Source organism: Flagellimonas amphidinii (assembly GCF_013090115.1).
In the GTDB taxonomy this organism is placed as follows: Bacteria; Bacteroidota; Bacteroidia; order Flavobacteriales; family Flavobacteriaceae; genus Flagellimonas; species Flagellimonas amphidinii.
Genome location: NZ_JABFNN010000039.1, coordinates 217,621 through 242,322 on the forward strand (window position 1 = coordinate 217,621; position 24,702 = coordinate 242,322).

Genomic DNA, 24,702 nt, shown 5'->3' on the forward strand with positions numbered 1-24,702 from the left:
TTTTAAACATGAAATTGAATCAAAATAAAATAAAGACACTTGGAGATTTAAAAGCAGCTGGATACCAAAGTAAAAGTATCAAAGATGAGCTGCGTGAAAATCTTTTGGGAAAAATAGCTAGTGGTAAAGAGACCTTTCACGGTGTTTGGGGTTATGAAAATTCGGTGATACCAGAATTGGAACGTGCCATTTTATCTCGCCATAATATCAATTTATTAGGATTGCGGGGGCAGGCCAAAACCCGGTTGGCAAGATTGATGGTGCAACTTTTGGATGAATGGATGCCGATTATTGATGGTTCTGAAGTTCACGATGACCCATTGAACCCAATTTCCAGATTCGCCATGGAATTGATTCAGGAAAAAGGAGATGAAACTCCAATAAAATGGATTCATAGAAATGAGCGATTCTATGAAAAATTGGCCACACCAGATGTAACCGTTGCTGATTTAATTGGTGATGTAGATCCAATTAAGGCTGCCAATCTAAAATTGTCGTATGCAGATGACCGGGTCATTCATTTCGGTATGATCCCCCGAGCCAATAGATGTATTTTCGTCATCAATGAACTTCCTGATCTTCAGGCCAGGATTCAAGTGGCACTTTTCAATATTTTGCAAGAGGGTGATATTCAAATTCGTGGGTTTAAATTGAGACTTCCGCTGGACCTTCAATTTGTGTTTACAGCAAATCCTGAAGATTATACCAATCGTGGGAGTATTGTAACCCCTTTAAAAGATAGGATTGGTTCTCAAATTTTAACTCATTACCCGGAAAGTATTGAAATCGCCAAGAAGATAACCCTACAAGAGGCTCAATTGGACCAACGCCAGTCAGATGCCGTGTATGTGCCCAATATTGCCATGGATTTGTTGGAGCAAATCAGTTTTGAAGCTAGAAATAGTGAATATGTAGATGCCAAAAGTGGCGTAAGTGCACGTATGAGCATTACCGCATTTGAAAATTTGCTAAGTACTGCGGAAAGAAGGGCCATGCTCGCGGGTGAATCCAAAACCACATTACGGTTAAGTGATTTTATGGGGGTAATCCCATCCATTACTGGAAAAATTGAATTGGTATATGAAGGAGAGCAGGAGGGAGCTGGTTTTGTGGCCCAAACGCTCATTGAGGACGCCATAAAATCTTTGTTTCCCAACTATTTCCCAAAGATTGATAAACTACAACGCAAAGATGCTGAAACAGTTTACGACGATGTAATAAGTTGGTTCTTCAATGGTGAAGGATTTGAGCTTCTGGATGATGACACCGATGCTGAATATAAATCTAAATTGGATTCCGTACGTCCATTGCAAGATTTATTGAACGAACACCAATCAGATATTTCAAAAGAAGATTCCTATTTTATGAAAGAATTATTGCTCTGGGGACTGGTTGCCCACAATAAACTGAGCAAACAACGTTTTGTTCAAGGGTTTCAATTTAAGGATTTGTACGGCAGTTATATCAGTGGACTATAGACCGTAGTACCGTCACTTATTGCCAAATATTAAGATTGTTGTTATAATCCTCAAAATTATAAACTCCTACATATTGCTTTCGCTGCCAGAAAGAGAATATAGTTAGGACGGCCAACAAGCTGTACAATACAATGGTGACGATAGCAATAGGCTCAAACGATGGTGGAATTACATGTTGCTCATATTCTGAAAAAGAAGCATATACCTGAACACTGTCATAAATTTTATACAGGTAGACCACCGTTACAGCATATAGTCCATATTCCAAATTCCTCATCTTCGGATCGGGCAATTCTTGTTCCGTAATCTTAAACCAAACTACATAGAGGTATACAAAATGAATCAAGCTTAAAATTGGAAAAATGTAATTATCCGGTTTGAAGAAATAGAATCTATTGGTGTAGATTCCATAGAAATTCAATACAACCAAAGCCAAAAGAGTAATTAAGATAACTATACCGTTTAATTTCCAGGTAAGTATTTTAGATAGTAGGTTCATGTCTATTTAATTTGATTTGGGAATTAAATATTTCGCTTCAAAGAACGTAACTTTTTTTTGTTCATTATTTAACTATTCGATAAAAGCTCAACAAAGTTGGATAAGCAGGTAATTGTTAGAATTCAGGTTATTCCCACACACTTAATTATTTGATTATTATGATCATACTTTGACATCTTCGGATTTTTTGTATTTTGGATGAAACGCTGAACTCATGCCAAATTGGCTTTACATAGTATTGCTTGTAATAGGAATTTACATTCTAATTAGTGTATTGCTTTATTTTCTTCAGGATTATTTTTTGTTCAAACCTGAGAAGCTTTCCAAGGACTTTCAATTTTATTATGATAATCAGGCAATTGAGGAATATAATTTTGAAACTCGGGATGGGGCCATAATCAATGGACTTCGATTTAAATCCCAAAACCCTAAAGGAGTGGTGTTTTATCTAAAAGGTAATTCCAAAAGTATAAAAGGGTGGGGCAAATTTGCTGTAGATTTCACCCGGCATGGCTATGATGTGATCATGGTGGATTACCGAGGCTTTGGAAAAAGCACGGGCAGAAGAACCCAAAAAGCTGTAAAACGGGACATGCAGGTGGTGTACAACAAAATCAAAGAAAAAGTGGCCGAAAAATACATCATTCTCTACGGGCGTTCCATGGGCTCAGGTTTTGCTGCCAAGTTAGCTTCCATGAACAATCCGCGAATGCTCATTTTGGACGCGCCTTATTATAGTTTGAGCAAGGTTGCCAAAAAATATATTCCCTTTATGCCTCTTTCTCTACTCATAAAATTCCCGATGCCTACGTATAAATGGTTAAAATATGTCAATTGCCCCATTCATATTATTCATGGAACAGATGATCGATTGATTCCTTATAAAACCAGTGTGAAACTATCCAAAATAAAACCCGAACTTACAAAGCTATATACGGTAATTGGCGGGGGGCATAAAAACCTGAACAATTTTGAATCTTATCACAAAATGTTGGAAGAAATTATGACAACAAGGCCTAAGAAAGTGAATTTGGAAGGTTCCAGCATCAATGTGAGACATTCTTCAAAAAGAGCGAATGCAAAAGCTTAAACGTATTGTCTCTTACTGCCTATTTTTTTTAGCACTGATAACAGTTATGTTCTACTTTTTACAAGAAAAACTCATTTTTCTACCTACAAAATTGCCCCAAGACTATAGCTATTCTTTTCAAACACCGTTTACCGAATTATTTTTGGATACTACTGATGGTGCAAGATTGAATGCTCTTCATTTTCATGCTGAAAACCCTAAAGGTTTAATCATATATTTCCACGGTAATGCTGGAAATCTTTCCAGGTGGGGAGAAATTGTTGTCCCATTTACGGATTTAGGATATGACGTTTTGATAATGGATTATCGCAAATACGGGAAAAGTACGGGAAAAATCAGTGAAAAAGCACTTTACCAAGATGCATCACTCCTTTATGAAAAAGCAATGAAAGATTTTGGCCATACTACCATTATCATCTATGGTCGTTCATTGGGAACTGGTATTGCTTCACAATTGGCTTCTGTCAAAAATTGTAAACTCTTGATTTTGGAAACCCCATTTTACAGTTTAAAAGATGTGGCAGACGAACGTTTTCCTTTTTTACCCACAAAATATCTTCTAAAATATAAAATTCCTTCTTTTGAATTTCTCCAAGAAGTCAAAACGCCCATTTATATTTTTCATGGCACTTCTGATGAAGTAGTATCGTATGAATCAGGGAAAAAACTCTTTGAATCAATCCCGCATAACAATAAAAAAATGTTTACCATTACAAATGGCGAGCACAACAATCTCAATACTTTTGATGCGTATTGGAAAAATATAAAAGCTATTTTGCAATAACTAGTCGAACAAATCGGACGAAAGATATCTATCGCCACGATCGCAAACAATTGAGACTATAGTGCCTTGTTGTAAGGATGCAGCCAGTCTTAAGGCAATAGTAGCTGCACCACCACTACTTACTCCCGCAAAAATGCCTTCATCTTTAGCCAACCTTTTGGCCATCTGCTCAGCATCTTGTTGACTGACTTCCATAACTGTATCAACTTTACGAGGATTGAAGATTTTTGGCAAATACGCTTCGGGCCATTTACGGATTCCTGGAATTCTTGAGTTATCTGTTGGCTGAACCCCAACAATTTGAATTTCTGGATTTTGTTCTTTCAAAAAGGTCGATGTCCCCATTATGGTTCCCGTAGTACCCATACTTGAAACAAAATGGGTGATTTGTCCTTCCGTGTCATTCCAAATCTCAGGGCCTGTGCTTTTATAATGGGCTTTCCAATTGTCATCGTTGGCAAATTGATTGATCATTTGATAGCCTTCGTTATTTACTTTGGCTTCAGCATAGTCCCTAGCACCTTCAATACCAACATCAGAAGAGGTCAATGTTACCTTTGCACCATACGCTCTCATAGTTTGTACACGCTCTTTTGTTGAGTTTTCTGGCATGACCAACTCTATGTCCAACCCATAAATCCCAGCAATCATTGCCAAAGCAATACCTGTATTTCCACTAGTAGCTTCTATTAATTTTGATTCCTTGGTGATTTCACCACGTTCCAAACCACTTTTTATCATGTTTAGAGCGGGCCTGTCTTTGACACTACCTCCTGGATTTTGACCTTCCAGTTTAAAAAAGAGTTTTACATTGGGATTTGTGTTCAATACTTTGGATTCCACTAAAGGAGTATTGCCTATAAGATCGAGTATGCTATTGGACATCGCTGGAAGCGGTTTTTATTTTAATTTCTGGAGTATGAAAAACGGTGGAATTAGCAGGCACTGAATCAGTTACCCAAGCATTACCCCCAATTACAGAGTTTTCTCCAATCACAGTTTCTCCTCCCAAAATAGTGGCATTGGCATAAATGGTAACATTGGACATTATGGTTGGATGCCTTTTTATCTTTTGCAGGTTTTTATCCACATAAAGTGCTCCTAAAGTAACCCCTTGATAAATTTTGACATTATCATGAATTACCGCAGTTTCACCAACGACTACGCCAGTGGCATGGTCAATAAAAATTGACTTTCCTATTTGTGCTCCGGGGTTGATATCCACGCCTGTTTGTCTATGCGCATATTCTGTCATCAAACGGGGAACCAACGGAAAACCTTGAACATAAAGCTCATGGGACAAACGATAAATAGCAATGGCATAAAATCCAGGGTAGGCCATATAAATTTCTTGAATGGACAATGAAGCAGGATCACAACTAAGAATGGCCTCAGCATCCAAATTGAGCTTTTCCAAAATTTGAGGCAACAACACAACATAGTTTTCCCAAACCTTGGTACAAGGTCTTTCCAACTCCCAACAAGCCAAATCCACCAATCTGTTGAACTTCTTCTCCAAAACATCCAAATTTTCTTCTACCGGAGTGTTCACATCAAACAAAGTGTAAAAAAGTAAATCGGTAAAGCTTTCTGTTTCTTGCTTTAACCTATAGTCTAAATAGGGTTGTTTTTTATGCCTACGTAGTTCGGCAATGATTTTTTGTTTGTCCATGCTGTTGAATAATGTTTTAAAATTAGCCAAATCCTTACCACACGCTCATATAAATGGCTAACTTTAGCTTAAAAATAACACATCAACATAAAGCCGTGAGCAATTCAACAATTTCTAAAGGTGCTATAGATTTTCTTAAAGAACTATCTAAAAACAATAATAAAGAATGGTTTCATGAGCACAAAACTACTTTTAAAGCTCATGAGGCTGATGTAAAATCCTTTTTCGAGAACATTCAAGAACATTTGAACCAACACGATGAGATAGAAAAAATGAAAATGTTCCGGATTTATAGGGATGTTCGGTTCTCCAAAGATAAAACCCCTTATAAAACACATTTGGCTGCCTCATTTTCAAGATTGGGAGCCCATTTACGGGGAGGTTATTATATCCATATTAAACCAGGAGAATCTTTTTTGGCCACTGGGTTTTGGGAACCCAATAAAGAGGATTTGTTCCGAATTCGAAAAGAACTTGAAATGGATGCTTCGGACTTTAGAAATGTAATTAACGAACCTTCTTTTAAGAAAACTTGGGGAGATTTAGTAGGCGAGGGGGTGAAAACTGCTCCTAAAGGTTTTAGCAAAGAACATCCCGATATTGATTTGATCAAAAAGAAACAATTCATCTTTGTAAAAAACTTCACTGACAAAGAAGTCTTATCCAGCTCATTTTTATCTGAAGTGGATAATGCCTTTAAGGCCATTAGACCCTATTTTGATTTGATGAGTGATATTTTGACGACCAATTTAAACGGAGAGTCTATCTTGGATTAAAATTCCGTTTTCCAATAATTGTACTTGGTCTTTGAGCCGTTCAATAACCATATTCATCATTCGTTTGTTCAGCGCAGAACTATTTTGAATGTAAACTTGATATTCCTCAATGGTAAATTGACCGATTACCATTCCCTTCAAAGAGTTTCGGAATTTAATATCCTTCTGAATGGCTCGTTCTATATATTCCAGTCGCTTTTCCAGTGAAAGTTCATAAAAAACACCTTTGTGTTTGTTTACGTAATTCTTGAAAGCTTCTACCAATAAGAGATTTTGCATTTTGATGACTGGACGCAACGTTTCGTTTTGAAAACGTTCTTCATCACTCATATTTATATGCAAAACGGCTTGATTTACTTCCGGACGAATGTCCAGAAGACTTTTGGATCGTGAATCCATGGTCATAGAGTTTTAATAAAATTACACAATCAAAAATTGTGCAATTTTCACTACGACAATAGTTTTTAACGATGTTATGAACATCTCCCATCGAAATGACATTTGATCAAGGATTTAAAATCTAACTTTTATCTTATCCGATTGAAATTCAATTTGAGTATTTTTATTCAGAATCAACATAATCATACCCAATACCAATGTATTTAAAATATTTGTGCTACATGTTTTTGATTTTTTCTGTATACGCTTGTAAAGACATGAGCGATAAAAAGGAATCCAAAATCTGGCGAACAAAAAAATTGGCACAAGAAAATGCCAAACACAACGAATTGCTCAAAATCGAAGAAAAACAAGGTTGGAAATTACTTTTTGATGGTAAAACCCTCAATGGTTGGCATTTGTATAACTATCCTGACTCTACATCGGTTTGGAAAGTCGATGATGGAATCCTGTATTGTAATGCTAAGGATGAAACTAGAAAACATGGGGATTTGATCACCGACAAAGCCTATGAAAACTACGAGTTGACTTTAGATTGGAAAATCTCTGGTCGTGGCAATAGTGGCATCTTCATTAATGTACAAGAAAAACCAGAATTGACCGCTGCATGGCAAAGTGGACCTGAATACCAGTTGTTGGATCCCGACCATATGGACTCCGATGTGGCAACGAAACAATCAGGTTGTTTATATGGCTTCTCACCACAAACCAACAAGGCCACAACCAAACAAGGGGGGCAGTGGAACCACACCAGAATCAAACAACTCAATGGGAAAATTGAGTTCTATTTAAACGGAGTCCTTACGTCAACAGAAGACTTTACATCGCCAGCATGGAAAGATAAAGTAGCATCTTCCGGATTTAAAAAGCATCCAGAATTTGGTAAATCAACGGCAGGAAAAATAGCGCTGCAAAACTGGTATTTTGATGTTTGGTTCAGGAATATTAAAATCAGGGAGCTGTAAAATATCAAATACCTTTCATGGAATTTTGTTATGAGAGGATAAAGATGAAAATAACCTACTAATTTAATCCTATGAAATTCGGAAAAGTTGACCATCCTGAACATATAGATTTCACCATCCCAAAAGATCATCCAGATACTAGTGTGGTGCTCTCCGAACAAAAAACCAATGGAATTACACAAGCATTTGTGGGCTGTGCCAAATGGAACCGACAAGATTTAAAGAATTTCTACCCAAGGGGCACCAAAGATGAACTGGCTTATTACTCCACACAATTTAATTGTATTGAGTTGAATGCTACTTTTTATAGAATCTTTCCTGCAGAACAATATGAAAAGTGGCGGGACAAAACACCAGAAGGATTCAAGTTCTTTCCCAAAATGACCAATGAGGTCAGCCATTTGAGAAGGCTTAACGATAAGGTCTATGAAGTAGCGGATCGTTACTTGGAAGTCACTTCCTTACTAAAGGAGAAGTTGGGTACCATATTTTTGCAGATGCACAATAATTTTGGACCAAAGAATTGGGACAGAGTGGAGAAATTTGTCCAATATTGGCCCAAAGAGTTTCCTCTGGCCATGGAGTTTAGACACACAGATTGGTTCAATGATGAAAAAGTTGCCCAAGAACTGTATCATTTATTACAGGAAAACCGTATCACCAATGTTTTGGTGGATACTGCAGGTAGGAGGGACCTTATGCATATGCGATTGACCACTAATGAAGCCTTTGTTCGATATGTTGGTGCAAATCATCAATCAGATTATCCGCGTTTGGACGACTGGGTACAACGATTATCGGCATGGAAAGCAATGGGATTGGAGAACATCCATTTTTTTGTGCATCAAAATGTGGAGTTGGAATCCCCCTTGTTATCTGCATATTTTATTGATGTGCTCAATAAAGAGTTGAATTTTGACCTTGTAATACCCAAAACTCTTAATAAATCACAAGATACGTTATTCTGAGGCTGTAAAATTCTACTTTTTTGATTGAAGCTGCCCAAAATTTAATTCTTGGCACTCTCAAAGGTTCAATTATCTTAATTTCATAATTCGATGAAGAACCAGCTCAAAATGAGACCTTCATTGCGCATATAACGTAACTTTGCACCAAAATTATTTGCTAAAAAATTCCAAGATGAGATTTCACACAAGAAAATGGGTTAAACCAGAGGATTTAAATGCCAACGGAACCTTGTTTGGAGGAAAGGTGCTGGCGTGGATAGATGAAGAAGCCGTACTATACAGCATCATACAGTTGGAGAACAAAAAAGTAGTGACCAAATATATGTCCGAAATCAATTTTATGAGCACTGCCGTAGAAGGTGATGTTATTGAAATTGGTATAGATGTCATCAAGTTTGGGGTTACTTCAATTTCTCTTAATTGCGAGGTTAGAAATAAAATGACCCACGAAAGTATTGTCACTGTGGATGATATTATAATGGTCAACTTGGACGATAAAGGGAATCCCAAAGCCCATGGAAAGACCAAGATTGAGTACGTAAAGGACCGATTGGCCCAAAAAGAAAAGGAGGAAGAAGAAGGAAAACGCTAGTTGCAATTCCAAATACCTCGTCAATAGTTTTTAGGCCACTAAACCTATTCGTTATCTGCTCCTAATTTGCAGGGAATAAACCCTATGTTATTTGCTGTATTTAAGGCATAATTTTACTATGCTCTAATTCTTCAGACAGTCGAAAATTTGTAAGATTGCCGCACTAGATTTATACAAATTTTTACCAATCGATTTTTACACCTACAGATTAGGCCATTTGACAACAAAATATGAGACTTACAGAACAATAAATTGTGTGCACTTCCTTTAATCCACATTTTAGAAGGATTATAACCTTAAAAAAGGAAGTTTGGAGGCAAGGGAACTACTTCGCTATTTGGAAAAATTGGAAATCGGACTGAGCAGCTTCTCCTATGAAGAACTGGGAACGGTAGAAGCTGGAGAACTCAAAAAGTCATTTGAGATTTTTAAGAACGGACTTGAAAACAAAGTTTTTGGTATTTCAGAAATGGAACAATTGCAGGTCATTTATGATCACGTGGGCATTGAAGGAAGCACCGGACAAGATGAAGATTCAGTTGTAACCGATTTGGATAAAACCGAACAACTGCTCAAGCTCATCGAAACTTTGGAAAAAACCGATCTCTCACAAGTTCAGAAAGGGATTATAAATGAGCTGAAGTTGATGGGAGAAGAATTGCAATCCAGCCTCTCCAACACGGATGATATTGACAAGGAAAAGGCATTGGAATCTAATTTTTCCACACAAAAGGTGAATCTAAAACCCGTTTTGGAAGAGTGTCTTGGGCAAATGGAACTGTTGGAAGAATTCGTGAAAATCTATAAACTCAATATCATGGAGTTCATTGGTGGCATGAAAATACATCTGCAACTAGAAGATTTTAAAGCAATACGGGTTTGCTGCCAAAAAGTGATTCCAAGTCTTAGGATGATGAACACCATTGAATTGTTGAACATTCTTCAACAAATTGATGTTACCTGTAAAAACGATAAGGATGTCAAATACCTAGAATTTCTCTACCAACAATTTTTGAATGAATATCCCAATGTGGAAGCTTTGGTGGATTTTGAAATCAAAGCACTCAAAGAAATGTAGGTAAAAATTAAAACACATGGAAGATCAAACCTTGCCGGCATACCATCAAAGTATCTTTCATCAGTTGTTTGAACACGCCTCTGATTTAGATTGCCAACTTTTACTCCTAGAACAAATTTTGGAATTGGGAGATGAAAAAGACATTCCTCTTTTAGAGTTGTTGCAGTCCCACGAGCATCAAAAAATACAGAAACTTGCTACCCAGGTAAAAAAAGAACTGCTGGAAAAACTACAGCTTCCTGTTAGCGATGAAAACAAGCGTTATCCCATGAGTCTCTGCTTCATTTATGATGAATTCAACATACGCCCCACGGCTGTTGATGATGATTTGGAAGTGGATTTTGAAGTAGGCCTTGATATTTTCGAATCTGAGGAGTAGTCCGTTCATCGAACCAATTTGTGTTTCATCTTTTTCACAACCAAATCAGGCCATTTCACCACAATTTATTGCCAAACTATAATGTTTCTAATAGGTTTACGTTAGTAATTAAGACCCGAACAGTAAACCCAATAAGATCATGTTATACGACACCTACGGAGAAGAATATTTGGCCTTTCTACAGGACTTAAATGAGATTTTAAGCGTTAATGAACTTGTTGAACTGGATTACCTTTAAACCACCCCAAAACGTTTATCCCATGAAAAATATGAATAACGAAAACACAGCGTATTTAAATTTTATCCAGGATTTGAACAACATCTTGGTGAACTACGAAATCAACCAACTGAGCCGTCCATAACAGTTGCGTTGCATTAAGATATCATGAGAAAGGGAATGTTTTTGAAACATTCCCTTTTTTGTTTGCTTATCCCAAATAGGATTTCAGAATCTTGCTTTTTGAGGTATGCCGCAATTTCCTGATCGCCTTTTCCCGTATCTGTCTCACACGCTCGCGCGTAAGGTCAAAAGCACTACCAATTTCCTCCAAGGTCATGGAGGGTTGGTCTCCAATACCATAATACAAACGCACCACATCAGCTTCCCTTGGCGACAAAGTATCCAAGGCCCTATTGATTTCAGTATTTAAGGATTGATGCATCAACCCATTGTCTGGTTTTGGTGAATCCCCAGAGTTTAAAACGTCATAAAGACTGGAAGTTTCCCCTTCTTTCAAAGGTGCATCCATGGAAACGTGTCTACCGGTATTGGAAAGTGATTGTTTCACCTCTGAAATGGTCATGTCCAACTCCTTTGCAATTTCTTCGGCAGAAGGTGGGCGCTCATGTGCCTGTTCCAAATAGGAAAATGTTTTTTTGATTTTGTTGATGGAACCAATTTTGTTCAAAGGCAGCCTCACCACTCTCGATTGTTCTGCCAAGGCTTGCAGAATGGATTGCCTGATCCACCATACCGCATAGGAAATGAACTTAAACCCACGGGTTTCATCAAAGCGTTGCGCAGCCTTCACCAATCCCAAATTCCCTTCGTTGATCAAATCTGGGAGCTTTAGTCCTTGGTTCTGATATTGTTTCGCAACGGAAACCACAAAACGTAGGTTCGCGTTGGTCAATTTTTCTAGGGCAGCTTGGTCTCCAGCTTTAATACGTTGGGCCAGTTCAACTTCTTCTTGGGCAGTGATCAAATCAATCTTACTAATGTCTTGCAGGTATTTGTCTAGGGATTTGGATTCTCGGTTGGTTACTTGCTTAATGATTTTTAACTGCCTCATTTGTATATTTAGTTTCAGGTGATTATAGCATACATTATACTGCATAAAAGATAATTTTCCAAGTGGGAAATGTTATTGTTATCAAAATGTTATTAGCATCTTTCCAAGAAGATTTTATATTCGGAACATTGTTGATAGAATCTTAATAGAAATCCAACAATATCTACTTTCGGTAGTTTAAAAATCTACTAATTTTGCAAGGTTTGTTAGTTGATAACTTTATAACCCGTTTCAGTTGGAGGTAAAAAGAGCAGTAGGAAAGAAAACATTATACGATTATCAGCAAGAAGATCTCAGAAAAATCTTCAAGCACCTGAATGACCTCCCCGAAGGCACCAACATCCTGTACCAACTACCAACGGGAGGTGGAAAAACGGTGGTTTTCTCTGAAATTACCCGAAAATACATCCAAAGTACCGGCAAAAAGGTAATCGTGCTCACGCACAGGATCGAGCTGAGCAAACAGACTTCCAAAATGCTGCGCGGCTTTGGGGTTACCAATAAAATCATCAATAGTGAAGTCAAGGAACTTGTAGATCAAGATGAATACATGTGCTTTGTGGCCATGGTGGAAACCCTCAATAACCGATTGCAGGAAGAAAAGGTCGCCATTAATAATATTGGACTGGTCATTATTGATGAGGCCCATTACAACTCCTTCCGAAAACTGTTTAAATACTTTGACAAAGCCACCATTTTAGGAGTCACGGCCACACCTTTGAGCTCCAACATCAAACTCCCCATGAAGGATCATTACAAACATTTGATCATTGGGGAATCTATAAAATCCTTGATAGCAAAGCGATTTTTGGCCAAGGCCAACCTCTATAATTATGATGTAAGCCTTAAAACCCTAAAACTGGGTATCAATGGGGACTATACGGTAAAGTCTTCGGATGAGTTCTATGGCAACCACAGCATGCTGGGTAAACTTGTATCCGCTTATGAGGAGATTGCTAAAGGCACGAAGACCCTTATTTTCAACAACGGGATCAATACTTCGCTCTATGTGTACGAAACCTTTAAAAAGGCAGGCTACAACATTCGGCATTTGGATAATAAGAGCTCTGCCAGCGAGCGAAAAGAGATTTTGGAATGGTTTGCCAATACACCGGATGCCATCCTGACCTCTGTGAGTATTTTGACCACTGGTTTTGATGAGCCTACGGTTCAGTCCATTATACTGAACCGGGCTACGCGTTCCTTGACGCTGTACTTTCAAATGATAGGGAGGGGATCCAGAATTTTACCTAACAAGGATGAGTTCAGTGTAATTGATATGGGTAACAATATTGCCCGTTTTGGCCCTTGGGATTCGCCAGTGGACTGGCAGGAAATTTTCCATTTTCCGGATTTTTATCTGGAGAACATTAAAAATGATGAGGAAATTGAGCGTGATTTTGTCTACGAAATGCCCGATGAGCTCAAGGCCAAGTTTAGCAAGTCGCAGAACATTTTCTTTGATGTAAAAGAGGAGTACAAGAAAATCTTTGCCCAAGGCCGAAAATCCAAAGAAGTATTGGAAAAAAGCATTGAACAACATGCCCAAATCTGTGTGGAAAACAGTGAAGATGTGTTCGATGCCCGTATTTTGGCCAAGGAGCTCAAGGAAGAGATTGCCTACCGGGTACGACAGTATTCCTATTGCATCATGAACAACACCAAAAACTACAAAGAGTGGTTGGAGGAAGATTACGAGCGTAAACTACGTTCCAGTATCTCCAAGAAATTTGCCGCCCTTATGTAGGTTACGGATATGAAGTATTAGATATGAGACGTTAGTTATCCAATTTCTCATTTATCAAATCTCACATCTTAAATCCAATAAAGAATGGACCAAACCCTTTTGATCATTGGATATGTATGGCCAGAGCCAGCTACTACGGCTGCCGGACACCGTATGTTGCAATTGATTGATGCTTTTTTGGAATTTGGGCATACCGTGGTCTTTGGTTCCACAGCCACGCGTACCGAATACAGTCTGGACTTGGAGGCCAAAGGCGTGCAATGTGTCAATTTACAGCTCAACCATGCCAGTTTTGATGCTTTTGTGGCCGATTTGGCCCCATCCATGGTGGTTTTTGACCGTTTTATGGTGGAAGAACAATTTGGATGGCGCGTAGCGGAGTTTGCACCGAAGGCGCTACGGGTACTGAACACCGAAGATTTGCATGCGCTACGAAAGGCTAGGGAGGAAGCTTATAAAAAAGGGGAGGAATTTAGCCTGAACCACTGGAAAAACCATCCCATGATCCTGCGGGAAGTCGCCAGCATTTACCGCGCTGACCTGACACTGATGATTTCCTCTTTTGAACTGGAATTGCTCACCCAAGAAGTGGGCATTCCTGAAAACTTACTGCTGCATTTGCCCTTTATGTTGGAAACACCCAACGAGGAACAAATAGCAACTTGGCCCAGTTTTGCGGAGCGACAGGATTTTGTCTGCATAGGCAATGGGAAACATGCCCCCAACGTAGAAGCTATAAAAACTTTGCAACAATATATTTGGCCCTTGATCCAGAAAAGTTTGCCCAAAGCAAAGCTTTGCATTTATGGGGCTTATCTACCACAACAGATTTTGGAATTGCACAACCCCAAAACTGGTTTTGAGGTACTGGGTTGGGCGGAAGATTTGGACAAGACCTTGCAAAACGCTAGGGTATTGTTAGCGCCCATACAATTTGGAGCGGGTATTAAGGGGAAACTAGTGGACGCTATGCGCAACGGCACCCCAAGTGTCACCACCACAATAGGTACAGAAGGTATGCAGGGCGACTTACCGTGGAACGGAGCCATTTGCAACGATTGGGAACATTTTGCCCAAGCAACCATTGCCTTATGTAATAACCCAGATGAATGGCAAAAAGCACAAACCCACGGACTGGAACTTTTAGCAAAGAACTACGCTAAAACACCTCTCCAACAAAAATTGCAGGCCCGACTAGCAAAACTAGGCGACAATTTAACCGACCACCGCAACCAAAATATCTTGGGTCGTTTGCTACAACAACAAGGTGTTGCTGCCACCAAGTTTATGGGCAAATGGATTGAGGAGAAAAATAAATCATACTAATTGAATTAAATCCAATTAGATGGTAATTATATTATCGTATGTAGTTTTTATAATAAATATATAGGTTTCTCTTAAACAATCTTTTCTTTGAACATAGAAGGTATTATGAAACCAAAATATCCTCCAAAAACAACTTCAGTAAGGGCCAACATTCCTTTGAATTCCTCAAAAGTGGAAAACACTTGATTAAAAGCTTTAAGGGTAATTATCGTTATTAAATAAAGAAAAAGAAGAATAGGAATAAACCAAGTTATAATAGAGTAATACCTTGTGACTTTTTTTCCTTTAAGATTTATTTTATAACGTTCTTTAAAAAAGAATTTAATTATTGTAAGAGTGTAAACACTTAAAAGTGGTATAATTAAACTAATAGATGTTGTCATTTCTGAAAATAGAAACCCTCCCAAAAAATAATATATTAATATCAATATTACTACTAAGAAATGAGATAGGACAAAAAAGATTCCTACTTGTCTTTTTAAGTTTACTTCGTTCATGCACTATTAATTTTGATTAATTAATACATCTTGGGTGTCCTTCAATATTTTTTTTCCAAATTTCACAAGGTAGTTGGAATATTTTGGTTCCATATCCGTAAAACCTAACTCGGAAGGTGATGCTAAACCTGCTGCATATTGACCATCTACAAGCAATAAAAGTTTTAAATAGTTGTCTGGTAGTTCATAAAGGAAAATGGCTATTTGTATTTTTTCCCAGAATGATTTATCATATATAACTGCACTTTGTATTTGACTTATTTCCGCACTTATATAATTGGCTGATGTATTTGAAAATGAAATCATAGAACCATTATTCTTAAATTTTTGTTCCAGATAGCTTGGTATATGAGAAAGATTTACATCTATTTTTCTTAGTTTTTGGTTTGTTCCGAGCTTAGAACTTTTGTTTGCACTTGCAAATTCTTCCTGTGTCTTATTCTCTCTCTTGATTATAGCCTCAAAATCTAACATGCATGCATATTCTGTTGAGGGAGGTATATAAGTTTGTTTGTATTTTATTCCAGTGTTATCATTCATGGAAATATTGGTCATTATAGTTCCCGTATTACAATAACCAGTATAATCATTGAATTGTAATCTGACTTTACTTTTATTTATCTGATTATTTTTTTGCACTTTATCATATATTTTAAAGTATAATGGTAGCAAATCTATATCATCACCTAATGCATCATTCAAATGGATAATGTTTATTCCAATGATTAAAGAATCATTGGAATAGTTTGAATTTTCAAAATCTATTTTTATAAATGATAATTTTTCATTTTCAATCCAATTGTTCAATTCGTTCAGTAATTCATCAGCTTGCCCTTTTACAATTGAACAGATAAATAACATTGATAATAAATAATAATATCTTGCCATGATATTTATTGAAGTTTAAAACTTATGTCATTATAGACAAGTCCACGTAGATTAGCATTTTCTATTGAATTTAGATTGCCGGAATACGATTGAGGGGAAGTTCTTACAAATTTAAACAAAAAGATTGAACCAACCTTACAGAATTATCAACAGTGCAACTACAAAAAGAGAGCGAGAGAGTTAACCCAATTTCACACTGGTCATAGACAACGAACCACCCAAGGGTTTGTCATTAAAGAGGGTGAGTTCCTCGTTTTTGTCCTGCAAGGCCATCGTGTAGAGGAGGGGTAAATAATGTTCTGGGGTAGGAATGGCCAAATCAAAAGCGGTTCCGTGCTTTTTAAAATCTATCAGGTTTTGGTGGTCACCGTCCAATAGCCATTTTTTGATTTGGTCATTGGCTTCTATAGCCCAATCAAAGGCATAATTTTCAGAAAGTTTGTCCCAGGCCACCCGGCGCAGATTATGGATGATGTTGCCACTGCCAATAATCAAAACACCCTTGTTCCGTAATTTTTTAAGTTGTTGTGCCAAGGCATAATGGTAGGCTGCAGGTCGGGTAAAATCCAGACTCAACTGAATTACAGGAACATCAGCAGCTGGAAATAAATGTTTCACCACGGTCCAAGCACCATGGTCTAAGCCCCATTGCTCATCCAAACCAACGGTGTGTTGGGGCTGTACGAGTTCCGAGACTTCTTTGGCCAAGCCAGGACTCCCGGGTGCCGGATACTGTTCCCGGTACAAAGCAGGGGGAAATCCACCAAAATCATGAATGGTACGGGGCTGTTCCATAGCGGTGACAAAAGTGCCCCTGGTTTCCCAATGGGCAGAAACCACTAGAATGGCATTGGGTTTTTCCAATTGGTTGCCCAGTTGCTTAAACTTCCGTACAAACTCATTGTCCTCTATGGCGTTCATCGGAGAGCCGTGCCCTAAAAATAGGGCCGGCATGCGCTCCGAATTCTTGAACGAGTCTGTAAAACGATCTAATTTGTTCAAATGTGCCATTATAGGAACAGATATGGTGGTTAAACCTATGGTTTTGATGAAATCCTTGCGGTCCATCCTAACTATAGGCTTGGGTCAAAAATTGTTTGGCCGTGGCCGGTTTTCTACCCAAAAGCTTTTCCAAAGTGTCATCCATCAAATCCAATTCGCCTTTGGCCTGCGCCACGGAAAAAGCCGTGAACAAGTTAATATATTCTTCGGGCACTCCATGCCCTTTTAAGAGCGATTGGAATTCTTCGGGGCTAGGGGATTGGTACTGAATGTCTTTCCCAAGTACTGCTGTCAACTCTTCTGCAATATCCTGATACGAAAGCGACTCGACATTGCTCAACGGGTAGGTCTTGTTTTCATGTCCTTCGGAAGTAAGTACTTCTGCAGCTGCCTCAGCCAATTCATCACGCAAAACAGAGGTTGATTTTCCTTGTTCTGCAGGTTGAACGATTGCACCAATCTCTGCAACGCCTTCGCCAACAAACATAGGAATCATATCCATGTACAAAGCATTTTGCAAGATGGTATAGTTGATACCACTTTCCTTGATCCAATTTTCGGTCTTTTCATGTGTCCCCTGTAAAAAACCAATAGCGGAATCTGCAACGGCCACTTTTCTAATGAAGGATGTATAGGCAATGTGTCCAACATGAGCTGCTTTGGCCGCTTTAATGATGTTTTCATGCTGTGCTTCACGCGTGGCAATGTCACTGCCCGAAACGAACAATAATTTATCCACCCCTTGAAAAGCCGCAACCAAAGAATCATAGTCGTTGTAATCTGCCATACGCAGTTCAACACCCAAATCTTTCAAGCTTGAAGCTTTTTCCGGGTTTCGTACCAAAGCTGCAATGTTGGAGGGTGCCACTCCTTTTTCCAATAAATGTTTGATGGCACTTGTGCCATAAGCTCCTGTTGCTCCTGTAACCAATATCATAATTTTCTGTTTTTGAATTTTAGAATAGTTCAAAAGTATTTCATTTAGTATACAAAGTATAGTTGCTAATTAAAAAATATCGATATACTTTTGTATAGTAAGTTGAAAATCAATGGAAATGGAAGACTTGATGAATCTGGCAGAGGCCAAACAATGTCCACGACAATATGTTTTGGCGGTGAATGATACCCTGAACGTAATTAGCGGCAAGTGGAAAATGCCCATTATTGCTACGTTGTTGTATGGCAAAAACCGCTTTAAGGACCTTCAGGAAAATATAGAGAAAATTACCCCGCGCATGCTTTCCAAAGAATTAAAGGAATTGGAAATCAACGGTGTGGTTAAGCGGAAGGTGTACGATACCATGCCCATTCGGATAGAGTATGAGCTTACAGAATCCGGCAAAAAGATTCTTAGTGTTATGGACGCGATGATAGCGTGGGGGCTTGCCCACCGACAAAGTGTGCTGTCAGGAGAATAAAAAAAGGAAGGCACATGAATGCACCTTCCTTTTCATCAACTGAAACTCAATTTTAGTAACTCAGACCAAAACCAAATTTAAATAGAGGGTTTTCACTATCATAAGGAACGTCTGTTTGCTGATTTTTAACGGCATCCATGGAGGAAGGCAGCTCAAAAGGGAGTTTCCCTTTGGGAGCACTATTCCCAAACAACACTTCACAAACCGATTCATCACTGGCCCCAAAATCTGCAATCAAGGCCTTGGACGCAGCAGCGATATCTGGAATAACCGCCGGTCTATCCAAATAAATATTTACCACTGTGGGAACAGTTTGCAACAACTTCATAATTCTTTCCTTTTCTTGTCCTTTAAAGTCCAAATCGCCATGGTGAAAGCTTTTGGCAAAGAAATTATTGGTTTCTACAGGGTACCAAGGGGTGTTCAAACGAATAATGGCAAAATCAGCCTCCTCAGGTGTTGCCACTACTTTGGCGTATTGAGCCACTACTGTGCTGTCCATATTTTCCACATAAACACTTATACTTTCCTTTTGAAGCGGTAATGTATTGTCTGGATTCTTCAAGAGTGTCATGGATTCGCGCTGGGTCTGTTTGCCAAGTGCCATGGATTCTTCATTGCCTAAAATGGTATCCACTCGGGTTTCATCTACAAAAGGATTATCAAAAAGCCCCAATTCAAACTTTTGCTTTAGCAATCTTTTGATGGAAGTATCAATACGCTCTTCCGTCAGCTTTCCTTCATTCACTAATTGAATCACCAATTCCGGTCTACTTTCACCTCCAAACTGATCCACTCCGGAATTGATGATTTTAAGTACACGGTCCGCTTCACTCAACTCTTCAACACCCCATGCCCGTGCCTTCCATACAATATCTGGACCCAAATGTGCGTCCGTAACCAATCCCCAATCTGTACACACAACACCATCATACTTGTACTTTTCACGAAGTAGGGTAGTAATGATGGCCTTGTTGTAAGACATCGCAACATCTTCATCAGTTTGCCCAACTGGCACCCCATAATAGGGCATAATAGCCGCCGTGTTTACTTCAAATGCTGCTTCAAAGGGAATTAAATGATAATCAAAATTGTCTCCTGGATATATTTGTCCTTCCTGAAAGGAAAAATGTGGGTCCAAACCATCTTTTTGGGGACCTCCACCCGGAAAGTGCTTCGTCATACAAGCCACACCGTTCGAAAGACTGTCACCTTGCAATCCAGAAATATACGGTTTCACCAAACGCGCTGTCAGTTCAGCATCCTCACTAAAGTTTCCGCTAATACGTGCCCAACGGGGTTCTGTGGCCAAATCAATTTGTGGATGAAGCGCTTCACGAATTCCAATGGCCAAATATTCTTTACGAACTATGTCTGCAAACTGACCTACCAATTCTTCATCACCAATCGCAGCAAAACCAGTCATTTCACAAAACTGGCTAAAGCCTGTGGAAGCCATAGCAATTACGTTTTTACCCAAATGATGTCGTGGGTCAGATGCAATGGTAATCGGAATACCCAATCTTTTGTTTTCTGCCAATTGCTGCACCTTATTGTACCATTTGGCAAATATGTTTGGGTCTGCAGGGATGTTCCAGATATTAAAATGGGTCATTTTTCTGGTTTCCATATTTTCTGCAACGCTGGGCATGTGGGCTACAAATCCTTCCAGACCTTCTTTCCCATCAGGTTCAGTATCAGCACTAACAGGAGCACCGTTAATGAACATCATCCCAGCTTTTTCTTCCAAGGTCATTTGACCTAAAAGGTCAGTGACTCTAGCTTCAATGGATTTTGCAGGATTTTCATAAACATCCAATGTTCCGTTATGATTCAAATCTCTAAACGTATTTCCATCTTGTTCTACTACCGTGCTCGACTTCTCCGAAACAAGAGGGCCGACAATGGTTTTTACTTCAGGTTTACATGCAAGGGCCAAAAGAGTGACCATTAGCATGATACTTTGGTTAATTTTCATGTTTGTTTTGTTAATGTGTTACAATGACGCAATAAAAATATCAATTATTTTGTTATTTTGACACAATGGATAAGTTAAAGTATTGATTACATGAGTCATTTTGATGATTTTATAAAGCGATTGGAAAACTTTGTACCCAATGTTTCCATAGATTGTGTGTTGCTAAGTCATCAAAATGGTTCTCTACATGTGCTTTTATTGAAATGGAAAAATGCAGCGGCTTGGACACTTCCTGGCGGATTTGTAGGGAAAGGGGAAACAATGGAAGAAGCCGCAAATAAAGTCCTTTATGAGCGTACCGGAATTCAGAATATATTTCTAAAACAGTTCCATACTTTCAGTGAAGTCAAACGAAACTGGTATGATGATCAGTTCAACAAAGACTCCTTTTATCAAGTTTTTAAGGGAATTTCCGGTGAAAACAAAGAAAAAATCTCCGCTTGGTTTTCACAACGATTCATTAGCACAGGTTTTTTGGCCTTGGTGAATCATAAATCAGTGAACTTGATTGCCGATCACTTAAGTGAAAAGTGCGAATGGATTCCCTTAGATCAACTTCCAAATCTTATACTAGATCATGGTACCATCATCAAAAAAGCGTTACAGCAACTTAGAATCCAAATGAATTATTTGCCAATTGGCAAGTCTTTACTACCCAAAAAGTTTACCATGAAAGAGTTGCAACAGCTTTATGAGGCCATTTTAGAAAAGAAATTGGATCGGGGTAATTTTCAACGAAAAATGTTGGGCCTCAACATGCTGGTGAGGCATGACAAACTTATGACCGGAGCAGCGAACAAAGCACCATATCTGTATAGTTTTAATGAGGAAACCTATCAAGAGCTACTGGAAAGTGGGATTGGGTTTTCCATAAGTTAGATTCCACAAAAGAGCACTTTCATTGTTAGAGATAATACTCCCCAAGACGAGTAAATTCCTTTAATTTGTAGACTTTAAATTTTGAAAATGAAAGCACCCAATTGGAAAACCGCTATAGAATTTGAGGATATCACCTATAAAAAATGTGATGGAGTAGCTCGTATAGCTTTTAACAGGCCAAACGTTCGTAATGCGTTTAGACCCAAAACTACCAGCGAATTGTACAAAGCGTTTTATGATGCGCAAGAAGATACTTCTATTGGGGTAGTGCTACTTTCAGCAGAAGGACCATCAACCAAAGATGGTAAATGGGCTTTTTGTAGTGGTGGAGACCAAAAGGCTAGAGGAGACCAAGGTTATGTGGGAGAAGATGGATATCATCGTTTGAATATTTTGGAAGTACAGCGATTGATTCGTTTCATGCCTAAAGTGGTCATTGCGGTAGTACCCGGATGGGCCGTTGGTGGGGGACATAGTCTTCATGTGGTATGCGATATGACTTTGGCCAGCAAAGAACACGCTATTTTTAAACAAACCGATGCTGATGTCACCAGTTTTGATGGTGGTTATGGCTCTGCCTATTTGGCAAAAATGGTAGGACAGAAAAAAGCTCGCGAGATTTTCTTTTTAGGTCGAAATTATTCCGCGCAGGAAGCTTATGAAATGGGTATGGTCAATGCGGTGATTCCCCATGAAGAATTGGAAGACACCGCCTATGAGTGGGCACAAGAGGTACTGGCCAAATCCCCAACTTCCATAAAGATGTTGAAATTTGCGATGAACCTTACCGATGATGGTATGGTAGGACAACAGGTTTTTGCTGGGGAAGCCACTCGATTGGCTTATATGACAGATGAAGCAAAAGAAGGTAGAAATGCTTTCTTGGAAAAAAGAAAACCAAATTTCGGAAAAAACAAATGGATTCCCTAGGGAATCCATTTGCCTCTCGTGTAGTAAGGGGAACTGACTATAAGAGGAGTTTATCTTCCAACTTTTTCAGTTTGGCTTTATCACGAGCCATTTTCATTTCCAGCTTTGCAATTTTCAGCTCTAGCTTTTCGCGTTTGACATCTGAAAGATTTTTTTGTGAAGCCAAATGACGTGTATTCAATTTCTCCAATTTAATACCGTCCGTCCTTTGGGTATTTTTCAACTTTAAGACAGACCTTTCCTGTTTGTTCTTTTTCTTGAGTGCCTTAACCGTTCTTTTAGCCTCTTTTTCTTCCAGTTTTAGTTGGTAATCCGATTTTTGGACAGTGGCTACTGTTTCTGTTTCAACTTCAGCAAGGGCAACCTCACTTTGATCAGTCTGCGCATTGACTCTAACTAAGGTCAACGAAAAAAATGCGATTATAAAAATTGTTGTTCTCATCAGAATGTTTTTTTATTTAGACACCTACAATTGTTTTAGGTCACATTCTGGTACAAAATGGCATAAACCAAAAAGAGCCTTGCCACTTGGGTCAAGACTCTTTTACGAGAACACTATATGAAAATGAAAAAATTTACTTGCTAATTAATTACATGGTAAATGTACCACCAGTGTTCCCGCAAATGAAATTATTGTTGTGAAGTGGCTATTTGTTGTGGTTTCCCACAGTTTTTAGTGTATTATATCGTTTTAAGGTACAGATTTAACGATGGCTGACAATACTTTATTTGCATCAAATTCGGGTTCCTCAGCCAATCCAGTGCGCACAATAACCAAGTTTTTAGAAGGAATTACATAAACATGTTGCCCTTGATACCCATTGCACGAGAATAAATCCTTGGGTACATCTGGATACCTACCTCCTGAATTCAACCAAAAATGCGCTCCGTATTCCCCATTTGAATGTACGGTTGGCGTAGTAATATAATCTACCCATTCTGGATGGAACAATTGTTCACCGTTCCATTGACCTCTATCCAAATAAAGCTGACCAAAACGGCCCCAATCCCTTGTATTGGCCCAAGCATAGGATGAACCTACGTAATTTCCGGCGATGTCCGCCTCCAACACCATGGAATACATCCCTATTTTATCTAAAAACGAAGCATAGGGGAAATCCAGATATTCTTGATGCGTTCTAAACTGCTGCCGCAGTATTCCAGAAAGCAAGTTTGACGTTCCAGAAGAATAATTCCATATTTCCGTAGGTTTTGCTATGGCCGGTTTTTCTTTTTGAGATTGGGTCATATCGGTTTCCATGAAAAGCATTTTGGTGACATCGGACATTTTGGTATAATCTTCCTCCCATTCCAAACCGCTTTGCATACGGAGCAAATGGTTCAAGGTGATTTCTTTTCTTTCATCGTCTTTCCATTCAGGAATAGGAGCAGGCCAATCCATCTTCAATTTCCCTTGATGTTCCAATACGCCATAACAAGTGGCCAAAACACTCTTGGTCATGGACCAACCCAATATTGGGGTTTCAGCCGTGAAGCCTTCAATATATTTTTCAGCCAATAAATGCCCTTTATATAAAACCAAAAAGGTTCTTGTCTTTTGAACTTCTGGATCAGCAAAAGCTAAAGCCATTGCCTGACTAAGTTGATCCATATCCACCTCTGGCAAAACGGTATCCTTTGGATTGGCCTGACCAAATGGATAGGGAATAGTGTCCATAGGTTGATTACGATTAGGACTGATGGTAATCTTGTTCTCTTCATAATCATCATTGATCAAAACTGCACCAAGGCCATCTCTATAGACAGCTGTACGCTTCATAAAGCCGTACACTTTTGAAGAAGCAGATTCATGCTCAGTATCAACTTCAGTATCCGCCAACTCTATCAACGGGACATTATTATCATTTAAGTTGATGGAAGCTGCGGTACGTTCAGCAACAAAAACCCCAGAGGCCATATTTTTGGCTGCATATCCAGAAACAATGTTCAATTTGGGATAATTGAGGTAGACAACAACGCCTATAATTAAAAGAAGTAAAAGAAGAGTACGCTTAAGTAGTTTCATAATCAAGATTTATTGTAATTTTCTATGTCTAAATATAAG

At 38.7% G+C, this 24,702-nt stretch carries 26 protein-coding genes; 14 read left to right on the top strand and 12 right to left on the bottom strand.

Annotated features, from left to right (window positions below):
* Positions 1–8 precede the first annotated feature (8 nt).
* The gene (locus HJC33_RS12850) at positions 9–1,478 is read left to right on the top strand and encodes a MoxR family ATPase (protein ID WP_171659224.1); all 1,470 of its coding nucleotides are present in this window, start codon (positions 9–11) and stop codon (positions 1,476–1,478) included.
* Between the two features lie 16 nt (positions 1,479–1,494).
* Here HJC33_RS12850 and HJC33_RS12855 read toward each other — a convergent pair whose 3' ends face one another.
* The gene (locus tag HJC33_RS12855) at positions 1,495–1,977 is read right to left on the bottom strand and encodes a hypothetical protein (RefSeq protein ID WP_171659225.1); all 483 of its coding nucleotides are present in this window, start codon (positions 1,975–1,977) and stop codon (positions 1,495–1,497) included.
* Between the two features lie 214 nt (positions 1,978–2,191).
* On the opposite strand from HJC33_RS12855, the gene HJC33_RS12860 reads away from it, so the two are divergent.
* Both HJC33_RS12860 and HJC33_RS12865 read left to right on the top strand, forming a co-directional pair.
* Positions 2,192–3,067 (top strand): alpha/beta hydrolase, encoded by an 876-nt coding sequence (locus HJC33_RS12860; protein WP_171659226.1) that lies wholly within the window; start codon positions 2,192–2,194, stop codon positions 3,065–3,067.
* A complete protein-coding gene (locus HJC33_RS12865; RefSeq protein ID WP_171659227.1) occupies positions 3,054–3,851 on the top strand; it encodes an alpha/beta hydrolase in 798 nt (265 codons plus the stop codon). Before HJC33_RS12860 ends, HJC33_RS12865 begins: the two co-directional genes overlap by 14 nt.
* On the opposite strand, the gene cysM is transcribed toward HJC33_RS12865, so the two are convergent.
* A complete protein-coding gene (gene cysM / locus HJC33_RS12870) occupies positions 3,852–4,736 on the bottom strand; it encodes a cysteine synthase CysM (protein WP_171659228.1) in 885 nt (294 codons plus the stop codon).
* On the bottom strand, positions 4,726–5,523 hold the full coding sequence (epsC, locus tag HJC33_RS12875) for a serine O-acetyltransferase EpsC (protein ID WP_171659229.1): 798 nt from the start codon (positions 5,521–5,523) through the stop codon (positions 4,726–4,728). Before epsC ends, cysM begins: the two co-directional genes overlap by 11 nt.
* Before the next feature lie 95 nt (positions 5,524–5,618).
* On the opposite strand from epsC, the gene HJC33_RS12880 reads away from it, so the two are divergent.
* Positions 5,619–6,299 (top strand): DUF2461 domain-containing protein, encoded by a 681-nt coding sequence (locus HJC33_RS12880; protein WP_272620383.1) that lies wholly within the window; start codon positions 5,619–5,621, stop codon positions 6,297–6,299.
* Here the strand turns inward: HJC33_RS12880 and HJC33_RS12885 are convergent.
* Positions 6,273–6,698: a glyoxalase gene (locus HJC33_RS12885; RefSeq protein ID WP_171659231.1), complete on the bottom strand. Its 426-nt coding sequence runs from the start codon at positions 6,696–6,698 to the stop codon at positions 6,273–6,275. The two genes, HJC33_RS12880 and HJC33_RS12885, sit on opposite strands and share 27 nt — an antisense overlap.
* 257 nt (positions 6,699–6,955) lie before the next feature.
* Between HJC33_RS12885 and HJC33_RS12890 the strand changes: the two genes are divergently transcribed.
* The 5 genes from HJC33_RS12890 to HJC33_RS12910 all read left to right on the top strand — a co-directional run bounded on the left by HJC33_RS12890 (position 6,956) and on the right by HJC33_RS12910 (position 10,680).
* Positions 6,956–7,663 carry a 3-keto-disaccharide hydrolase gene (locus HJC33_RS12890; protein WP_246245550.1) on the top strand — a complete coding sequence of 236 codons (708 nt, stop codon included), beginning with the start codon at positions 6,956–6,958 and terminating at the stop codon, positions 7,661–7,663.
* Positions 7,664–7,734: 71 nt separating this feature from the next.
* A complete protein-coding gene (locus HJC33_RS12895; RefSeq protein WP_171659233.1) occupies positions 7,735–8,631 on the top strand; it encodes a DUF72 domain-containing protein in 897 nt (298 codons plus the stop codon).
* Positions 8,632–8,803: 172 nt separating this feature from the next.
* Positions 8,804–9,223 (top strand): acyl-CoA thioesterase, encoded by a 420-nt coding sequence (locus HJC33_RS12900; RefSeq protein ID WP_171659234.1) that lies wholly within the window; start codon positions 8,804–8,806, stop codon positions 9,221–9,223.
* A gap of 310 nt (positions 9,224–9,533) precedes the next feature.
* On the top strand, positions 9,534–10,301 hold the full coding sequence (locus tag HJC33_RS12905; RefSeq protein WP_171659235.1) for a hypothetical protein: 768 nt from the start codon (positions 9,534–9,536) through the stop codon (positions 10,299–10,301).
* Positions 10,302–10,317: 16 nt separating this feature from the next.
* A complete protein-coding gene (locus HJC33_RS12910; protein WP_171659236.1) occupies positions 10,318–10,680 on the top strand; it encodes a hypothetical protein in 363 nt (120 codons plus the stop codon).
* A 428-nt stretch (positions 10,681–11,108) separates the two neighbouring features.
* On the opposite strand, the gene HJC33_RS12915 is transcribed toward HJC33_RS12910, so the two are convergent.
* The gene (locus HJC33_RS12915) at positions 11,109–11,972 is read right to left on the bottom strand and encodes a sigma-70 family RNA polymerase sigma factor (protein ID WP_171659237.1); all 864 of its coding nucleotides are present in this window, start codon (positions 11,970–11,972) and stop codon (positions 11,109–11,111) included.
* Positions 11,973–12,207: 235 nt separating this feature from the next.
* Between HJC33_RS12915 and HJC33_RS12920 the strand changes: the two genes are divergently transcribed.
* Both HJC33_RS12920 and HJC33_RS12925 read left to right on the top strand, forming a co-directional pair.
* Positions 12,208–13,719 carry a DEAD/DEAH box helicase gene (locus HJC33_RS12920; protein WP_171659238.1) on the top strand — a complete coding sequence of 504 codons (1,512 nt, stop codon included), beginning with the start codon at positions 12,208–12,210 and terminating at the stop codon, positions 13,717–13,719.
* Between the two features lie 84 nt (positions 13,720–13,803).
* The gene (locus tag HJC33_RS12925; RefSeq protein ID WP_171659239.1) at positions 13,804–15,045 is read left to right on the top strand and encodes a glycosyltransferase; all 1,242 of its coding nucleotides are present in this window, start codon (positions 13,804–13,806) and stop codon (positions 15,043–15,045) included.
* Between the two features lie 71 nt (positions 15,046–15,116).
* Here the strand turns inward: HJC33_RS12925 and HJC33_RS12930 are convergent, their stop codons facing one another.
* The 4 genes from HJC33_RS12930 to HJC33_RS12945 all read right to left on the bottom strand — a co-directional run bounded on the left by HJC33_RS12930 (position 15,117) and on the right by HJC33_RS12945 (position 18,369).
* On the bottom strand, positions 15,117–15,542 hold the full coding sequence (locus tag HJC33_RS12930; protein ID WP_171659240.1) for a hypothetical protein: 426 nt from the start codon (positions 15,540–15,542) through the stop codon (positions 15,117–15,119).
* A 6-nt stretch (positions 15,543–15,548) separates the two neighbouring features.
* Positions 15,549–16,430, bottom strand: a complete 882-nt coding sequence (locus HJC33_RS12935) for a hypothetical protein (protein WP_171659241.1) — start codon at positions 16,428–16,430, stop codon at positions 15,549–15,551.
* A gap of 180 nt (positions 16,431–16,610) precedes the next feature.
* Positions 16,611–17,441 carry a 4,5-DOPA-extradiol-dioxygenase gene (gene ygiD, locus HJC33_RS12940; RefSeq protein ID WP_216366710.1) on the bottom strand — a complete coding sequence of 277 codons (831 nt, stop codon included), beginning with the start codon at positions 17,439–17,441 and terminating at the stop codon, positions 16,611–16,613.
* Positions 17,442–17,499: 58 nt separating this feature from the next.
* Positions 17,500–18,369 carry an SDR family oxidoreductase gene (locus tag HJC33_RS12945; protein WP_171659243.1) on the bottom strand — a complete coding sequence of 290 codons (870 nt, stop codon included), beginning with the start codon at positions 18,367–18,369 and terminating at the stop codon, positions 17,500–17,502.
* Between the two features lie 118 nt (positions 18,370–18,487).
* On the opposite strand from HJC33_RS12945, the gene HJC33_RS12950 reads away from it, so the two are divergent.
* The gene (locus tag HJC33_RS12950; RefSeq protein WP_171659244.1) at positions 18,488–18,850 is read left to right on the top strand and encodes a winged helix-turn-helix transcriptional regulator; all 363 of its coding nucleotides are present in this window, start codon (positions 18,488–18,490) and stop codon (positions 18,848–18,850) included.
* A gap of 52 nt (positions 18,851–18,902) precedes the next feature.
* Here the strand turns inward: HJC33_RS12950 and HJC33_RS12955 are convergent, their stop codons facing one another.
* Entirely contained in the window at positions 18,903–20,828 is a 1,926-nt protein-coding gene (locus HJC33_RS12955) for a glycoside hydrolase family 3 protein (RefSeq protein ID WP_246245551.1), read from the bottom strand.
* A 90-nt stretch (positions 20,829–20,918) separates the two neighbouring features.
* On the opposite strand from HJC33_RS12955, the gene HJC33_RS12960 reads away from it, so the two are divergent.
* A complete protein-coding gene (locus tag HJC33_RS12960) occupies positions 20,919–21,707 on the top strand; it encodes an NUDIX hydrolase (protein ID WP_171659245.1) in 789 nt (262 codons plus the stop codon).
* Positions 21,708–21,794: 87 nt separating this feature from the next.
* Positions 21,795–22,637: a 1,4-dihydroxy-2-naphthoyl-CoA synthase gene (locus HJC33_RS12965; RefSeq protein WP_171659246.1), complete on the top strand. Its 843-nt coding sequence runs from the start codon at positions 21,795–21,797 to the stop codon at positions 22,635–22,637.
* A 37-nt stretch (positions 22,638–22,674) separates the two neighbouring features.
* On the opposite strand, the gene HJC33_RS12970 is transcribed toward HJC33_RS12965, so the two are convergent.
* Together HJC33_RS12970 and HJC33_RS12975 are read right to left on the bottom strand one after the other, a co-directional pair.
* On the bottom strand, positions 22,675–23,079 hold the full coding sequence (locus HJC33_RS12970) for a hypothetical protein (RefSeq protein WP_171659247.1): 405 nt from the start codon (positions 23,077–23,079) through the stop codon (positions 22,675–22,677).
* A 249-nt stretch (positions 23,080–23,328) separates the two neighbouring features.
* Positions 23,329–24,663, bottom strand: coding sequence for a serine hydrolase domain-containing protein (locus HJC33_RS12975; protein ID WP_171659248.1), 1,335 nt, complete (start codon positions 24,661–24,663; stop codon positions 23,329–23,331).
* Positions 24,664–24,702 lie beyond the last annotated feature (39 nt).

Bases quoted from the DNA above. Each gene is read 5' to 3' on its own strand.
- HJC33_RS12850 (WP_171659224.1), top strand. From the start codon at position 9: ATGAAATTGAATCAAAATAAAATAAAGACACTTGGAGATTTAAAAGCA.
- HJC33_RS12855 (WP_171659225.1), bottom strand. From the start codon at position 1,977: ATGAACCTACTATCTAAAATACTTACCTGGAAATTAAACGGTATAGTT.
- HJC33_RS12860 (WP_171659226.1), top strand. From the start codon at position 2,192: ATGCCAAATTGGCTTTACATAGTATTGCTTGTAATAGGAATTTACATT.
- HJC33_RS12865 (WP_171659227.1), top strand. From the start codon at position 3,054: ATGCAAAAGCTTAAACGTATTGTCTCTTACTGCCTATTTTTTTTAGCA.
- cysM (WP_171659228.1), bottom strand. From the start codon at position 4,736: ATGTCCAATAGCATACTCGATCTTATAGGCAATACTCCTTTAGTGGAA.
- epsC (WP_171659229.1), bottom strand. From the start codon at position 5,523: ATGGACAAACAAAAAATCATTGCCGAACTACGTAGGCATAAAAAACAA.
- HJC33_RS12885 (WP_171659231.1), bottom strand. From the start codon at position 6,698: ATGGATTCACGATCCAAAAGTCTTCTGGACATTCGTCCGGAAGTAAAT.
- HJC33_RS12890 (WP_246245550.1), top strand. From the start codon at position 6,956: ATGAGCGATAAAAAGGAATCCAAAATCTGGCGAACAAAAAAATTGGCA.
- HJC33_RS12895 (WP_171659233.1), top strand. From the start codon at position 7,735: ATGAAATTCGGAAAAGTTGACCATCCTGAACATATAGATTTCACCATC.
- HJC33_RS12900 (WP_171659234.1), top strand. From the start codon at position 8,804: ATGAGATTTCACACAAGAAAATGGGTTAAACCAGAGGATTTAAATGCC.
- HJC33_RS12910 (WP_171659236.1), top strand. From the start codon at position 10,318: ATGGAAGATCAAACCTTGCCGGCATACCATCAAAGTATCTTTCATCAG.
- HJC33_RS12915 (WP_171659237.1), bottom strand. From the start codon at position 11,972: ATGAGGCAGTTAAAAATCATTAAGCAAGTAACCAACCGAGAATCCAAA.
- HJC33_RS12925 (WP_171659239.1), top strand. From the start codon at position 13,804: ATGGACCAAACCCTTTTGATCATTGGATATGTATGGCCAGAGCCAGCT.
- HJC33_RS12930 (WP_171659240.1), bottom strand. From the start codon at position 15,542: ATGAACGAAGTAAACTTAAAAAGACAAGTAGGAATCTTTTTTGTCCTA.
- HJC33_RS12935 (WP_171659241.1), bottom strand. From the start codon at position 16,430: ATGGCAAGATATTATTATTTATTATCAATGTTATTTATCTGTTCAATT.
- ygiD (WP_216366710.1), bottom strand. From the start codon at position 17,441: ATGGCACATTTGAACAAATTAGATCGTTTTACAGACTCGTTCAAGAAT.
- HJC33_RS12945 (WP_171659243.1), bottom strand. From the start codon at position 18,369: ATGATATTGGTTACAGGAGCAACAGGAGCTTATGGCACAAGTGCCATC.
- HJC33_RS12950 (WP_171659244.1), top strand. From the start codon at position 18,488: ATGGAAGACTTGATGAATCTGGCAGAGGCCAAACAATGTCCACGACAA.
- HJC33_RS12955 (WP_246245551.1), bottom strand. From the start codon at position 20,828: ATGAAAATTAACCAAAGTATCATGCTAATGGTCACTCTTTTGGCCCTT.
- HJC33_RS12960 (WP_171659245.1), top strand. From the start codon at position 20,919: ATGAGTCATTTTGATGATTTTATAAAGCGATTGGAAAACTTTGTACCC.
- HJC33_RS12965 (WP_171659246.1), top strand. From the start codon at position 21,795: ATGAAAGCACCCAATTGGAAAACCGCTATAGAATTTGAGGATATCACC.
- HJC33_RS12970 (WP_171659247.1), bottom strand. From the start codon at position 23,079: ATGAGAACAACAATTTTTATAATCGCATTTTTTTCGTTGACCTTAGTT.
- HJC33_RS12975 (WP_171659248.1), bottom strand. From the start codon at position 24,663: ATGAAACTACTTAAGCGTACTCTTCTTTTACTTCTTTTAATTATAGGC.